Annotated in this window: 11 protein-coding genes; 6 read left to right on the top strand and 5 right to left on the bottom strand. The window is 72.2% G+C overall.

Features of this window, described 5'->3' with window-relative positions; all coding sequences use genetic code 11:
• Positions 1-531: 531 nt before the first annotated feature.
• Positions 532-2,355 (bottom strand): phosphoenolpyruvate carboxykinase (GTP), encoded by a 1,824-nt coding sequence (locus BBK14_RS00605; RefSeq protein WP_071059261.1) that lies wholly within the window; start codon positions 2,353-2,355, stop codon positions 532-534.
• A gap of 376 nt (positions 2,356-2,731) precedes the next feature.
• On the opposite strand from BBK14_RS00605, the gene trhA reads away from it, so the two are divergent.
• Positions 2,732-3,349, top strand: a complete 618-nt coding sequence (gene trhA / locus BBK14_RS00600; protein WP_071059437.1) for a PAQR family membrane homeostasis protein TrhA — start codon at positions 2,732-2,734, stop codon at positions 3,347-3,349.
• Positions 3,350-3,610: 261 nt separating this feature from the next.
• On the opposite strand, the gene BBK14_RS00595 is transcribed toward trhA, so the two are convergent.
• A complete protein-coding gene (locus tag BBK14_RS00595) occupies positions 3,611-4,141 on the bottom strand; it encodes a hypothetical protein (RefSeq protein ID WP_020458481.1) in 531 nt (176 codons plus the stop codon).
• 205 nt (positions 4,142-4,346) lie between these two features.
• Positions 4,347-6,356, bottom strand: a complete 2,010-nt coding sequence (locus BBK14_RS00590) for a thioredoxin domain-containing protein (protein ID WP_071059259.1) — start codon at positions 6,354-6,356, stop codon at positions 4,347-4,349.
• A 277-nt stretch (positions 6,357-6,633) separates the two neighbouring features.
• Between BBK14_RS00590 and BBK14_RS00585 the strand changes: the two genes are divergently transcribed.
• Together BBK14_RS00585 and arfB are read left to right on the top strand one after the other, a co-directional pair.
• The gene (locus BBK14_RS00585) at positions 6,634-9,684 is read left to right on the top strand and encodes a leucine--tRNA ligase (protein ID WP_071059436.1); all 3,051 of its coding nucleotides are present in this window, start codon (positions 6,634-6,636) and stop codon (positions 9,682-9,684) included.
• Positions 9,685-9,891: 207 nt separating this feature from the next.
• Entirely contained in the window at positions 9,892-10,323 is a 432-nt protein-coding gene (arfB, locus tag BBK14_RS00580; protein ID WP_020458478.1) for an alternative ribosome rescue aminoacyl-tRNA hydrolase ArfB, read from the top strand.
• Between the two features lie 71 nt (positions 10,324-10,394).
• On the opposite strand, the gene BBK14_RS00575 is transcribed toward arfB, so the two are convergent.
• Entirely contained in the window at positions 10,395-10,715 is a 321-nt protein-coding gene (locus tag BBK14_RS00575; RefSeq protein WP_071059257.1) for a hypothetical protein, read from the bottom strand.
• 97 nt (positions 10,716-10,812) lie between these two features.
• Positions 10,813-11,709, bottom strand: a complete 897-nt coding sequence (gene mca / locus BBK14_RS00570; RefSeq protein WP_071059255.1) for a mycothiol conjugate amidase Mca — start codon at positions 11,707-11,709, stop codon at positions 10,813-10,815.
• Between the two features lie 289 nt (positions 11,710-11,998).
• Here mca and BBK14_RS37970 point away from each other — a divergent pair, with 289 nt between their 5' ends.
• The 3 genes from BBK14_RS37970 to BBK14_RS00555 all read left to right on the top strand — a co-directional run bounded on the left by BBK14_RS37970 (position 11,999) and on the right by BBK14_RS00555 (position 14,455).
• Complete coding sequence (locus BBK14_RS37970; protein ID WP_157904188.1) at positions 11,999-12,220, top strand: hypothetical protein; 222 nt, start codon at positions 11,999-12,001, stop codon at positions 12,218-12,220.
• A gap of 123 nt (positions 12,221-12,343) precedes the next feature.
• Positions 12,344-12,829 carry a transcription elongation factor GreA gene (gene greA, locus BBK14_RS00560; RefSeq protein ID WP_071059251.1) on the top strand — a complete coding sequence of 162 codons (486 nt, stop codon included), beginning with the start codon at positions 12,344-12,346 and terminating at the stop codon, positions 12,827-12,829.
• A 114-nt stretch (positions 12,830-12,943) separates the two neighbouring features.
• Complete coding sequence (locus tag BBK14_RS00555; RefSeq protein ID WP_071059249.1) at positions 12,944-14,455, top strand: sigma 54-interacting transcriptional regulator; 1,512 nt, start codon at positions 12,944-12,946, stop codon at positions 14,453-14,455.
• The last annotated feature ends 102 nt before the right edge of the window (positions 14,456-14,557 follow it).

The raw sequence follows: 14,557 nt of genomic DNA, 5'->3' as shown, positions 1-14,557 counted from the left end.
ACCCCGCAAGATGGCGACCAACTTCTTACAACACGCTTCGCTTGTCTTTGTGTGCCCTTCGTGGTCCATGCTCGGCGAAGACTCGGTTCTAGTCACCCTCTGCGAATAATCTCACGGACCGAAACCGATCAGTTCTTCTCAGGTCGCGGCGCCGGCGGCGCTCGGACCTCCTGGCGCGGTGAGACTCTTCCCACCGCGGACCAGCCTCGACGGCACGGGGCCCGTCCCGCGCACCCCGCCCTCGGCTACCCCGCGCCGGCACGGGCCGCGGGCCGCTCTCCCCGCAATGCCGTCCCCGCAATGCCGTCCCCGCAATGCCGTCCCCGCGACGTGGCCGTCCCCGAAACGCCGAACCGGCGCCCGCGAATGATCGCGGACGCCGGTTCGACGCCCCGGGGAGGGACACCGGCCGCGGTGCGGTCGGTCTCCTCCGGTCGTCAGCCGTCCAGACGCCTGGCCCTCGAGGCCGTTCAGCCCTCGAGAAGCCCGGCCCGCGCCGAGCTCAGCCCGCGCGAGCTGGCTGGCTGGCCGTCAGCCGTTGAGGCGCTTGGTGAGGGCCTCGTGCTCCGCCCACAGCTGGGCCGGCAGGCGGTCGCCGAAGGTGTTGTAGTGCTCCGGGATCAGCTCCGCCTCCTGCCGCCACACCTCGGTGTCGACGGAGAGCAGCGTCTCCAGGTCGGCCTCGGAGACGTCCAGGCCCTCGGTGGGGAGCTCGCCCGGGGCCGGGAGGATGCCCAGCGGGGTCTCCGTGCCCTTCGCCTCGCCGTCGAGCCGGCTCGCGACCCAGGCCAGCACGCGGCTGTTCTCGCCGAACCCTGGCCAGAGGTAACGGCCCTCGGGGCTCTTGCGGAACCAGTTCACGTAGTAGATCCGCGGCAGCTTGTCCGGGTCGGCCTTGTTGCCGATCTCCAGCCAGTGGGCGAAGTAGTCGGCCATGTTGTAGCCGCAGAACGGCAGCATCGCGAACGGGTCCCGTCGCAGCTTGCCGATCGCCCCGGCCGCGGCGGCGGTGGTCTCGGAGGAGACGATCGAGCCGAAGAACACCCCGCGCTGCCAGTCCGGCGCCTCGGTCACCAGCGGGACGGCCGTCGCGCGGCGGCCGCCGAACAGGATCGCCGAGATGGGAACGCCGGCCGGGTTCTCCCACTCGGGCGCCATGGTCGGGCACTGGCTCGCCGGCACGGTGAACCGGGCGTTCGGGTGCGCGGCCGGTTCGGTCGAGTCGGGCGTCCAGTCCCGGCCCTTCCAGTCGATGAGGTGCGCGGGCTTGTCCGGAGTGAGGCCCTCCCACCAGACGTCACCGTCGTCGGTCCGCGCGACGTTGGTGAAGACCGCGTTCCCCCACAGGGTCTTGACCGCGTTCGGGTTGGTCTCCTCGCCGGTGCCCGGCGCCACCCCGAACAGACCCGCCTCCGGGTTGACGGCGTAGAGCCGGCCGTCGTCACCGAAGCGCATCCAGGCGATGTCGTCGCCGACCGTCTCGGCCTTCCAGCCGGGCAGCGTCGGGATCAGCATCGCGAGGTTGGTCTTGCCGCATGCCGACGGGAACGCGGCGGCGATGAAGTGGACCTTGCCGGCCGGCGAGGTCAGCTTGAGGATCAGCATGTGCTCGGCCAGCCACCCCTGGTCACGCGCCATGACCGAGGCGATGCGCAGGGCGTAGCACTTCTTGCCGAGCAGCGCGTTGCCGCCGTAACCGGAGCCGTACGACCAGATCTCGCGGGTCTCCGGGAAGTGCGTGATGTACTTCGTCGAATTACACGGCCACGGGACGTCCGTCGCGCCCGGCTCCAGGGGCGCGCCCAGTGAGTGAACCGCCGGGACGAAGAAGCCGTCGTCACCGAGCTGGTCCAGCGCGGGAGTTCCCATACGGGTCATCGTGCGCATGGAGATGACGACGTAGGGCGAGTCCGTGATTTCGACGCCGAGCGCCGAGATGTGCGAACCGAGCGGACCCATGCAGAACGGGACGACATACATCGTCCGTCCCCGCATGCATCCGGAGAAGAGCTCACCCAGCTTCGTGCGCATTTCGGCCGGATCAAGCCAGTTGTTCGTCGGGCCGGCATCCTCGGCCTTTTCCGAACAAATGTAGGTCCGGTCCTCCACACGCGCCACGTCGCTGGGGTCCGAAGCGGCGTAGAAGCTGTTCGGGCGTTTCTCGCCGTCAAGCTGGACGAGAGTGCCCTTGTCGATGAGCAGTGATGTCAGCCGATCGAACTCGGATTCCGAGCCGTCGCACCATTCAATACGGTCCGGCTGGGTGAGTTCGGCGATCTCACGCACCCAGGCGAGCAGCCTGGCGTGCTTGGTGGGGGCGGCATCCAGCCCGGGAATCTGTGCCGCGGTCGTCACAGCTCACACCTCCGGTCGAGTTGAACCTGTCGCGTTCTCGTCCCGTGTGCGAGTGCCGTGAGCCAGGTGCCGCGTTCGCACCCGAACACCACCAGACACCCAGGTACAAACCTGTGGGAAACGGGGCAGTTCGAGGCCGCGTTCAGGATCATTAGACTGTACCGCTCTTTCGGTGCAGAGTCGCGCGGTAGGCAGTACGCGGAAACGTAGGATCCATCACGCACCGGGACGGACTGACCGCCGCTGGTCGGCTCCGCTTCGTGACCCCGATGCCGACCCGATATCGTTCTGCCCCGTGGCCTCCCCCGCACGGCAGACCGTCGGCTCCGACGACGCGACCCCGAACTCCCATCCGCGTGACCTGGTGCGACCGCGCATGCGGGGGTGGCTACACGCCGGAGCATTCCCCGTGAGCCTCGCACTCGGCGTCATTGCGGTGGCACTGGCCACGACACTGAGGGCCCGCCTCGGGGTGGCCGTTTACGCGATCAGCATTGCCGCACTGTTCGGAACCAGTGCCCTCTATCACCGAAAAATGTGGTCGACCTCACGCGCCCGCTCGCTGATGAAGCGCCTCGACCACTCTATGATCTTCATTTTCATCGCCGGCACCTACACCCCATTCGCCCTCATCGCGATGCCGGAGCACACCGCACGCATCGTGCTGGCCGTCGTCTGGGGCGGCGCGGCGCTGGGCGTGCTGGTGCGCATGCTGTGGCTGCACTCGCCACGCTTCCTGATCGTCCCGCTCTACATCGCGCTGGGCTGGGTCGCCGTCTTCGTCATACCCGAGCTGATGCACCAGGCCGGCGTGGCCGCGATGGTCCTGCTACTGGTGGGCGGCGCCTGCTACAGCCTCGGCGCGCTGGTGTACGCCACCCGCCGACCTGACCCGGCGCCCAGCACCTTCGGGTACCACGAGGTGTTCCACGCATTCACCCTCGTCGCCGCCGGCTGTCACTACATAGCACTGATGATCGCCATGCTCGGCTGACTCCCGGCACACCCGCACGTGTTTTTGACGCGGCGGTGACCGCGGCCCCGCCGCCCGCCACCGAAGACCGTGCCCGGATCCACCACGGGCGGTCACCGGACCGGTCACCCGGCCGGGCCAACGGTCCGGCCCCTTGGCCCGGCCGACCGGGATACGAAATGCCGAATCACCCGGGACGGGTGACCGGTGGCCGCCGGCGGATTCACCCTCGGCCGGTCGGACCCCCCGTCCAAGATTCGACGGCAGACAGTCAGGACGGGACTAGATTCCCGGTCCTTCCGACCGGATCTGCTCTACCTTTTCCATCGCTTCGCGCAACCGGGCGAGCCAGGTGTCGGCGTTCTCCCCCACCAGCCGCACGCACCAGGCAAGGGCCTCGCTCCGGCTGCGCGCCACCCCGGAATCGACCAGGGTGTCGAGAACCTGCCGTTCAGGCTGGCGCAGCCGGGTCATCACCGGAACGGACACGGTGGTGAACAACTCCGTACTACCTCCGAGTGACACCCCCCAGGACACGCTGCGGCCGTAGCGCAGTTCCGCCTCCCGGGCCATGCCGATTCGCGCGTCCCGGGTCTCCTCGCGGAATCCGCGGATTCGGCCGACCCGGTCCGCGTCCGACGGCGGCAGCGCGCCGACCACGGTGATCTCGTCCCGGTCGACGGTGACCTTCGGTGGCCCGGTGAACCAGCCGTCGGGTACTCGGCGGGCGAACCACGCGGCGACGTCATCGGCCGGGACGGGCTCGGGCCGTTCGCCTCCCCGTCCGCCCCCACGCCCGCGAAGACCGGCCATGACAGACCCCTCACCTGGTCGGATGGCACGCCCGGTCGGGCGGCACGGTGGCCCCGCCCGGGCCGGCCGCTCACGCCGCGCCCGGCCCGCGCCGCCGATTACATGCTTACACAGCCAATCGTGACAGTGCGCGGGCCGTCCGGACCAGGCACGTTCGGCCTCAGCGAACAAACCGGCCCGTGCCAGTCGGGTCAGGCTGATCGAGTCAGGCTGGAAGCCGCACTCCCAGCCGCGCGCGGACCTCCTCCGGGGTCCGCGCCGGGAGCTCGCAGACGAAGTCCCGGCAGATGTAGACGGCCGGCTCGTCCCGGCCCGCGGTCAGCGGGCCCTCGGTGACGACGACCGCGCCGGGAGCGGTACCGAGCCTGGCCAGACGCTCCAGATCCGGCCGGCCGACCACCGCGACCTCGGCCGGCCCGGCCAGCAGGGCCTCCGCGACGGCACCCGCCCAGCCGGCGAAACGGGCGTCCCGGCTCAACAGCGGGGTGAGCTGCTCGACGGTCGCCCGCGCGCTGTCCCGGTGATCGGCGGAGCCGGTGAGCGCCGCGTAGGTCAGCAGGGCGCCGGCGACGGCCGCCTGGCCCGAGGGGGTCGCCGAGTCGGAGGCGTCCCGCGGCCGGCGCAGCAGCGCCTCGGCGTCGTCCGCGGTGTCGAAGTAGCCGCCGTCCGGCGCCGCGAACCGCGCCCGGACCACATCGAGCAACTCGCCGGCGAGCGCGAGCCAGCCCGCGGTGCCTGTCACCTGGTGCAGCGTGAGGAAGCCCTCGGCGACACACCCGTAGTCCTCCAGCACACCGGCGTTGGGGCCGCGCCGGCCGTCCCGGCTGGTCCGCCACAGCCGGCCCTCGTGCAGGTGGACGTCCCGCAGCAGCTCGGCGGCGCGCTCGGCGGCCCCCACCCAGGACGGCTCGCCCAGCAGCGCGCCCGCCTCGGCGAGCGCCCCGATGACCAGACCGTTCCAGGCCGCGACGATCTTGTCGTCCCGGGCCGGCTGTGGGCGGGTGGCGCGCGCGGCGGCCAGCGCCGCCCGGACCCGGGCGAACCTGGCGGGGTCCTCCGGGTCGGCCTGCAGCATCAGCACGGACGTCCCGTGCTCGAACGACCCCTCCGCGGTGACCCCCAGGACCCGCGCGGCCAGGGCACCGTCGTCGGGGCCGAGCACGTCCACCAGCTGGGCGGGCGTCCACGAGTAGCTCGCGCCCTCCTCGGGATGGCCGCCGGGGCTGCCCGCCGGCACGGCGTCGGCGTCGAGCGCCGAGGCGAAGCCCCCCTCGGGGGTACGCAGGTCGGCGAGCAGGAAGGCCGCGGTCTCGCGCACCACCCGCTCGGCCAGCGGCAGGCCCGTGGCCCGCCACAGATGCAGGTAGACCCGCAGCAGCTGGGCGTTGTCGTACAGCATCTTCTCGAAGTGCGGGACGGTCCACGACTCGTCCACGCTGTAGCGGGCGAAGCCGCCGCCGAGCTGGTCGTACATCCCGCCGCGCGCCATCCGCTCGCAGGTCTCGCGCACCATTCCCAGGGCCCGGCCGTCCCCGGTGCGGGCCCAGCTCCGCAGCAGCATCTCGGCGACCATCGACGGTGGGAACTTCGGCGCCCCGCCGAACCCGCCGTGCACGGAGTCGAACCGGTCGGCCAGCCCGGCGACCGCCCGGTCGAGAAGGTCGGCCGTGATCTGTGTTGTGGCCCCACCGCCGGACGCCGCTCCACCGGGCGCCACCGCCTCCGCCAGCTGGCGGGCGATGTCCGCCCCGGACTGCTCGACCTCCGCCCGGCGCGCCGTCCACGCGTCCACGATGGCCGCCATGACCTGGGGGAACGACGCGCTGCCCCGCATCGGCCGGGGTGGGAAGTAGGTGCCGGCGAAGAACGGCTCGGCGGCCGGGGTGAGGAACACCGTCATCGGCCAGCCGCCGTGCCCGGTGAGCGCGACCGTGACGTCCATGTACACCGAGTCGACGTCGGGGCGCTCCTCCCGGTCGACCTTGATGTTGACGAAGTGCTGGTTCATGTACGCGGCGATCTCGGGGTCCTCGAAGGACTCGTGCGCCATGACGTGGCACCAGTGGCAGGCCGCGTAGCCCACGGAGAGCAACACCGGCACCCCGCGGGTGGTGGCCTCGGCGAACGCCTCGGGCCCCCAGGGCCACCAGTCGACCGGGTTGTCGGCGTGCTGCAGCAGGTAGGGGGACGTCTGCTCCGCGAGCTTGTTGGGCACCGCACCACCATGCCATCGCCACGGCCGGGACATCGGCCGCGCCAGGGCGATCAGGGCCCCTCCGGCCCACAGTCTCGCGACAGCCGTGCGCGGGAGGAGGGGGGCCGTGGCCGAACCGATACGCTGGAGGCCGAAGGTGATCCCCGCTGTTCACTCGCTCCGGTTCACGACCGCCTCGACCGCCACGACCTCGCTGGGCCCGCGGACGGCCGTCGTCGGCAGGGCGCGCGAACGCGGGCGGGTCAACAGTGATCGAAGCCCTGGGATGCGACCTGCCATGAGCGAGACGACCGAGCGCGGCCCCGCCGCGGTGCCCGCGGGAACCGCGGCCGGTGACGGCGACCTGCCCCACCGGTACGACTCCCGGCTGGCCGCCGAGATCGAGCGGCACTGGCAGCAGCGGTGGCTGCGGGAGGGCACCTTCGAGTCGCCGAACCCGACGGGCCCGCTGTCCGAGGGCTTCGAGGCGGTCCGCGGCCGTGACCCGTTCTACGTCCTCGACATGTTCCCGTACCCGAGCGGAACCGGCCTGCATGTGGGCCACCCGCTGGGCTACATCGGCTCGGACGTCTTCGCCCGCTTCCTGCGAATGACCGGGCGCCATGTCCTGCACACCTTCGGCTACGACGCCTTCGGACTGCCGGCCGAGCAGTACGCCATCAACACCGGCCAGCACCCCCGGGTGACGACCGAGGCGAACATCGCGAACATGCGCCGCCAGCTCTCCCGGCTGGGGCTGGGCCACGACACCCGCCGCGAGATCGCCACCACCGACACCGCGTACTACCGGTGGACACAGTGGATCTTCCTGAAGATCTTCGACAGCTGGTACGACGAGGCCGCCGGGCGGGCCCGTCCGATCAGCGAGCTGGTCGAGGAGCTCGACGCCGGGCACCGCGCCGCGACCGGGCCCGGCACGGCCGAGGCGAACCCGCGGCAGGCGGCCTGGTCGGAGCTGACCGCGACGGAGCGCCGCCGGGTCGTCGACGCGCACCGGMTGACCTACATCTCCGAGGAGCTGGTCAACTGGTGCCCGGGGCTGGGCACGGTGCTGGCCAACGAGGAGGTCACGCCCGAGGGTCGCAGCGACATCGGGAACTATCCGGTCTACCGCCGTCCGCTGCGCCAGTGGATGATGCGGATCACCGCCTACGCGGACCGGCTGATGTCCGACCTGGACCTGGTCGACTGGCCGGATTCCATCAAGCACATGCAGCGGAACTGGATCGGCCCGAGCGACGGCGCGACCGTCCGCTTCTCCACGGTCACCGGCGCGGGCGACACTGCCGGCGCGGGCGGGGTGGATGCCCCGGTCGGGCCGGCGCCGATCGACGTCGAGGTGTACACCACCCGGCCCGACACCCTGCCGGGTGCGACCTTCCTCGTCCTGGCGCCGGAGCACCCGCTGGTCGACGCCCTGACCGCCACCTCGTGGCCGGCCGGCACCCCGGCGGGCTGGCGCTTCGCGCAGGAACGCCCTGCCGGTGTCACCGACGGGGAGTGGACGCCCCAGGCGGCCGTCGACGCCTACCGGGCGTTCGCCGCCCGGCGCAGCGACCGCCAGCGCGGCGGCACGGAGATCGACCGCACCGGCGTGTTCACCGGGACGTACGTCCGCAACCCGGTCGGCGGCGGCGTGATCCCGGTCTTCCTGGCGGACTACGTCCTGCTCGGCTACGGCACCGGCGCGATCATGGCGGTGCCCGCGCACGACGAGCGTGACTTCTCCTTCGCCCGGGAGTTCGGCCTGCCCATTCCCGCGGTCCTGGAGCCCGACGAGGCGTGGCTGGCCGAGCGCGGCCTGGCCGCCGGGGCTCCGGCGTCGTCCTGGCCGGAGGCGTTCAGCGGCGAGGGCTCGTATCTGGCCGGCGCCACGGACCGGCCCGTGCTGGCCGGCCTGTCCAAGGCCGACGCGATCAAGACGACGATCAGCTGGCTGGAGGACGACGGCCGCGGCCGGGCGACCCGCTCCTACCGGCTGAGGGACTGGCTGTTCTCCCGCCAGCGCTACTGGGGTGAGCCGTTCCCGATCGTCTTCGACGACGACGGCATGCCCCGCGCCGTACCCGAGGACCAGCTGCCGGTCGAGCTCCCGGAGATGACCGACTTCCGGCCGAAGGCGATGGCCGACGACGACGAGAGCGAGCCCGTCCCCCCGCTGGCCCGGGCCAGCGAGTGGACCACGGTCACCCTCGACCTGGGCGACGGCCCGCGCAGCTACCGCCGCGAGCTGAACACGATGCCGCAGTGGGCCGGCTCCTGCTGGTACTACCTGCGCTACCTGGACCCGACGAACTCCGAGCGCTTCGTCGACCCCGCCGTCGAGCGCTACTGGATGCACTCCGAGCGCGGCCCGGCCGGCGACGGCGGCGTCGACCTGTACGTGGGCGGCGTCGAGCACGCCGTGCTGCACCTGCTCTACGCCCGGTTCTGGCACAAGGTGCTGTACGACCTGGGCCTGGTCTCGACCAGGGAGCCGTTCAAGCGGCTCTACAACCAGGGCTACATCCAGGCGGACGCGTTCACCGACGAGCGCGGCATGTACGTCGCGGCGGCCGAGGTCGTCCAGGGTGCCGACGGGTCGTTCAGCCACGAGGGCGCCCCGGTCAACCGGCGCTCCGGGAAGATGGGCAAGAGCCTCAAGAACAGCGTCAGCCCCGACGAGATGTACGACAGCTACGGGGCCGACACGCTGCGCGTGTACGAGATGGCGATGGGCCCGCTGGACGCCCACCGCCCGTGGCGCACCGACGACATCGTCGGCTCCTACCGGTTCCTGCAGCGGCTGTGGCGCAACATCATCGACGAGGGCACCGGGGAGCCACGRGTCCGTGCCGCCGCGCTCGACGACGAGACCGCGCAGGCCCTGCACCGGACGATCCTGGCCGTCCGCGCCGACTACGCCGAGCTGCGCTTCAACACCGCGGTCGCCCGGCTCATCGAGCTGACGAACCTGGCCAGCAAGCGCTTCGGCGCCGGGCTCGACGGCCCGCCGCGGGAGCTGGCCGAGGCGTTGGTGCTGATGGCCGCGCCGCTGGCGCCGCACATCGCCGAGGAGCTGTGGACGCGGCTGGGGCACACCGGCTCGGTCTGCGCCGTGCCCTTCCCCGAGGGGGACGAGTCGCTGGCGGCGGCCGCGACGGTGCGGCTACCGGTGCAGGTCAACGGCAAGGTGCGCTTCACGATCGACGTCCCGGCCGACGCGGACGAGGCGGCCGTGCGCGCGGTCCTGGAGGCACATGCGGACTACACCCGGCACACCTCCGGGCGCACCATCAAGCGCCTTATCGTGGTCCCCGGCCGGATCGTGAACATCGCCCTGGGCTGAGCCGGCCGGCCGGGCCGACTGAGCCCACCGGCCGACTGAGCCCACCGGCCGACTGACCCAACCGGCCGACTGACCCAACCGGCCGGTAGGCCCAACCGGTGGGGCCGGCCGGGAGAAACGCCCGGCACGGCCCGCCGGTAGGCGATCTCCGGCGGTGGTTCCGAAACGCCCGGGACGCCAACCGCCGCCGGCTGGCACGATGGACGGGTGCTGCCGAGCGTCCTGGTGATCCGGCCGGGCTTCGGAATCCCGGCCGGCGAGCTGGCGTGGCGCTATTCGCGATCCGCCGGGCCCGGCGGCCAGTCGGTGAACACCTCCGACTCCCGGGTCGAACTGTCGTTCGACCTGGCCCGGTCGGGCTCCGTCCCGGAGCAGATGCGGGAGCGGGCGTTGTCCCGCCTTGACGGGCGGCTGGTGGACGGCGTGCTCACGCTCGCCGCCTCCGAGCACCGCTCCCAGCTCCGCAACCGGGAGGCCGCGCTCGCCCGGCTGGCCAGCACCCTCCGGGAGGCCACCGCGCCGCCGCCCCGGCCGCGCCAGGCGACCCGCCCCACCCGCGGCTCGGTCGAGCGCCGGCTGGCCGGCAAGAAGCGCCGCTCCACGATCAAACGTGCCCGCCGCGACCGCCCGGACGACTGAACACCCAGACACCCAGGCAGCAGCACTGGTACCGAGAGCAGCACCCGGCGACCGAGCGGCCGGGCCGCAGGTCAGGCCGGGTCCGGGTCCTTCTCCGCGCCGGTCGCCGTGCCACCGGTCGCGGCGCCGCCTGCCGCCGCACTGCTCACCGCCGCACTGCCTGCCGCCGGTTCGGAGGCCGGCGCCGAATCTTCGGCCGCGGCCCGGCCCCGCTCGCGCGCCTCCGAGCCGAACTCGCCGCTGGCGACGTTCGCCCGCATCCGGCGCAGGCTGCCCGAGAGGAACGTGAACAACGCGACCGAGGCGAGGATCAGCGCGAAGACCACGAGAGCGCCACCGGTACCCGTGCCGATCTCCGCGGCGAGCCGCGTTCCGCCGGATGTGTCACCCACCGACCGGCACCTCCTGTTCACTGTCCGCTGTCCGCTGTCCGATGTCGATGTCCGGTGCGTCTGCCCGTTCCGCGACCCTACGCCGCGCCACCGACAGTCAGCGGATCMCGTTGAACAGATCGTCCTCGGGGAGGACCCCGACCTCGATCAGCGACCGGGCGAGCTGGTAGTCCTCGGTGGGCCACGCCTGGCGCTGCAGTGCCAGCGGCACCTGGAACCACGGCCCGCTCGGGTCGACCTGGGTGGCGTGCGCGAGCAGGGCGCGGTCGCGCACCTCGAACCAGTCGGCGCAGGGCACCCGGGTGGTGAGCCGGCCGGTGTCCTCGGCGCGGTCGATCCACTCGTCGAGCCGCTTGGCATAGGGCGACTCCAGCCCGGCGGCCAGCATTCCCTCGTGCAGGGCGAGGATCCGGTCCTTGTGGAACGTGAGGTGGTAGTAGAGCTTCAGCGGCTGCCACGGCCCCAGGCCGACGTCAGCGCCGACCTCGGGGTAGCGCGCCGGGTCACCGGCCGCCTCGAACGCCTCCACGCTGATCCGGTGCGTCATGATGTGGTCGGGGTGCGGGTAGCCGCCGTTCTCGTCGTAGGTCGTGACGACCTGCGGGCGGAACTCGCGGATCAGCCGGACCAGCGGCCGGGACGCGGCGGCCAGCTCCAGCGTGGCGAAGCTCCCTTCCGGCAGCGGCGGCGGCGGGTCACCTTCGGGCAGCCCCGAGTCGAGGAACCCCAGCCACTCCTGGCGCACGCCCAGGATCTGCCGCGCCCGCTCCATCTCCTCCCGGCGGACCTCGGTCATCCGGGCCAGCACCTCGGGAGAGTCCATTGCCGGGTTGAGGACGCTGCCCGCCTCGCCCCCGGTACACGTGACCACCAGGACCTCGAGGCCCTCGTGTGCGTAGCGGGCCATCGTCGCCGCGCCCTTGCTGGACTCGTCGTCGGGATGCGCGTGGACGGCCATGAGCCGCAGACCACGCTCCTGTTCGTCCGGGAACATGCGACCATTGTGGCTGACGGCCGGACGGGCCCAGCCCAGGCCGACACGGCGACAGCCGGGTGCACGGCGAGCGCCTGACGCGGGCCGGCGAGCGCCTCGCACCGGCCGCCGGGTACCCGGGCTACCGGCCGGTAGCGCCGCAGGGGCAGGCGTTCGGCCAGGCACACGGCCGGCGTTCGGGCGGGTCGCCGGGGTGCCATGCGGTCACCCCGACAGGGTGGGCACGGAAGCCACCCGGTCACCCGGCGAGACCCAGTTCACTTTCGATCTGGAAAAGTCACCGAGAGCCGTGGCAGAATACACCGTCCGCGCACGCTCCGAAGACAGCGAGGTCGCCGGCCGGCACGCCGACATCGTCGTCGGCCCGGCCTCGAGCGAGCCACCGGTCAACGGCCGCGCCGGCCCGTCGCACGGACGGCCGCGCGCGCCGGGAGAACCGACGTCGAGGACGGCCGGAACACCCGCTCGGCTCGGCCTCGTGCCGACCGCCGTGGCGTCGGCCGCGCGCTGACCTCACGAGGTCGGAACGGGGTCGTCGGAACAACGGTGTCGCCGAAACAGAGTCGGACAAACCGGCAACCATGATTCCCTCCAGTAAAGTAAGAACTTTGGTATCCCTCGAGGAGCGTGACGCGTGACGCAGCAGACCTGGCTCACTCAGGAGGCCTACGACCGACTTCGCTCCGAGCTCGACTACCTCACGGGCACCTGGCGGACGGAGATCGCCGCGAAGATCGAGGCCGCGCGGGAGGAAGGCGACCTGAAGGAGAACGGTGGCTACCACGCGGCCAAGGAGGAGCAGGGCAAGCAGGAGGCCCGCATCCGCCAGCTGATGGACCTGCTCCGCGACGCGCGCGTCGGCCAGGCGTCGTCCTCGAAGTCCGGCGAGGCCGGGCCCGGCACGATCGTCGAGATCCGCTTCCCCGGGGAGAAGGAGACCGAGCGGTTCCTGATCGGCTCACGCGAGGACCACAGCGCGAGCATCGAGGTGTTCTCCCCCGCCTCCCCGCTGGGCGGCGCGGTCACCGGACACAAGGCCGGAGACACGGTGAAGTACACGCTTCCCAACGGCCGGCCGGCCACCGTGGAGATCGTCTCGGTCGCGCCGTACGCGTCCTGAGGGCGTCGCCCTACGTGTTCTGAGGACGTCTCGGGCGAGCGGTGCGGAGTACGCCATAAGCGGACGGCCTCCCACTCCGCTGCGCGCGGGCCGGCGTGGACGTACCGTCGGCTGGTGGCAGATCCGCCGGCTCCGCACAGTCCGTCCACGCCTCCGACGAACCCGATCACCGTCGGCTCGACGGCCCGGAAGACGACCGACGCCCCCGGGTCCGGAACTCCGCCGACCGAGATCACCCTGGCTGACCTGCGCAGATCAGGGCACCGGCAGCGCTCGGTGCGCGCCGAGCTGCGCGGCAACCTCCTCGCCAGGATGCGGGCCGACGAGACCCGTTTCCCGGGCATCGTCGGTTTCGACGACACCGTCCTGCCGCAGGTCGAACGGGCGCTGCTGGCCGGGCACGACATCGTCTTCCTCGGCGAGCGCGGGCAGGGCAAGACCCGTCTGATCCGCACACTCGTCGGCCTGCTCGACGAGTGGTCGCCGGCCGTCGCCGGCTGCGAGATCAACGACCACCCCTACGCGCCGGTGTGCGGCCGGTGCCGCCTGCTGCTCGCCGAGGTGGGCGAGCGGCTGCCCATCGCCTGGCGGCACCGCTCGGAGCGCTTCGGCGAGAAACTCGCGACCCCCGACACCAGCGTCGGCGACCTGATCGGCGACGTGGACCCGGTGAAGGTCGCCGAGGGCCGCACCCTCGGCGACCCGGAGACCGTCCACTACGGGCTGGTCCCGCGGACCAACCGCGGCATCTTCAGCATCAACGAGCTGCCCGACCTGGCCGAGCGCATCCAGGTCTCGCTGCTCAACGTGCTTGAGGAGCGCGACATCCAGGTCCGCGGCTACATGCTGCGGCTGCCGCTGGACATCCTGCTGGTCGCCTCGGCGAACCCGGAGGACTACACCAACCGTGGCCGGATCATCACGCCGCTGAAGGACCGCTTCGGCGCCGAGGTCCGCACGCACTACCCGCTGCGCCTGGACGACGAGCTGCGGCTCATCCGGCAGGAGGCCGTGGTCTCCTGGGCCGACTCGCCGCTGGGCCGGCCCGAGCTGCCCGACCACCTCATCGAGGTGGTCGCCCGGTTCACCCGGGCAGTGCGCGACGCGCCGCAGGTGGACCAACGCTCGGGTGTGTCGGCCCGGCTCGCGGTGGCGGCGGCGGAGACGGTGGCCGCCTCGGCCGTCCGCCGGGCGGCGCTGACCGGCGAGGACACCGCCACCGCGCGGGTCGTCGACCTGGCCGCGATCGTCCCGGCGGTACGGGGCAAGGTCGAGTTCGACCAGCTCGAGGAGGGCCGCGAGGACGAGGTCCTGGCCCTGCTGCTGCGCCGCGCGATCGCGGAGACCTTCCGGGCGAAGCTGGCCGGCACCGACCTCTCCGGCCTGCAGCAGCGCTTCGAGCGCGACGGCGCGGTCGAGACGGGCGATCTCGTCCCGGCCGCCGAGCTGCTGCGCCGGATCGGTCCCGTCCCAGGCCTGGCGGCGATCCTCAACCGCCTCGACATCGACGGCGCGGAGTCGCCGGGGCTGGCCGCGGCCGCCCTGGAGCTGGCGATGGAGGGCCTGCACCTCAACCGCCGGCTCGCCAAGGAGGAACTGCCCGGCCGGACGGTCTACGGGGGCTGACCGCCGGCGCCGGGCCCCGCACCACTCCGCCAATCCGCGACGCCACCGGCGCGACGCCGGACGCGGCCGCGGCCGCACGGCACAGGCCACCCAGGAGGAACC

Origin of the sequence: Parafrankia soli (assembly GCF_001854695.1) — a bacterium.
Lineage (GTDB): Bacteria > Actinomycetota > Actinomycetes > Frankiales > Frankiaceae > Parafrankia > Parafrankia soli.
The sequence above is the reverse complement of the archived record's forward strand: the minus strand, read 5'-3'. Positions and strand labels throughout refer to the sequence as shown.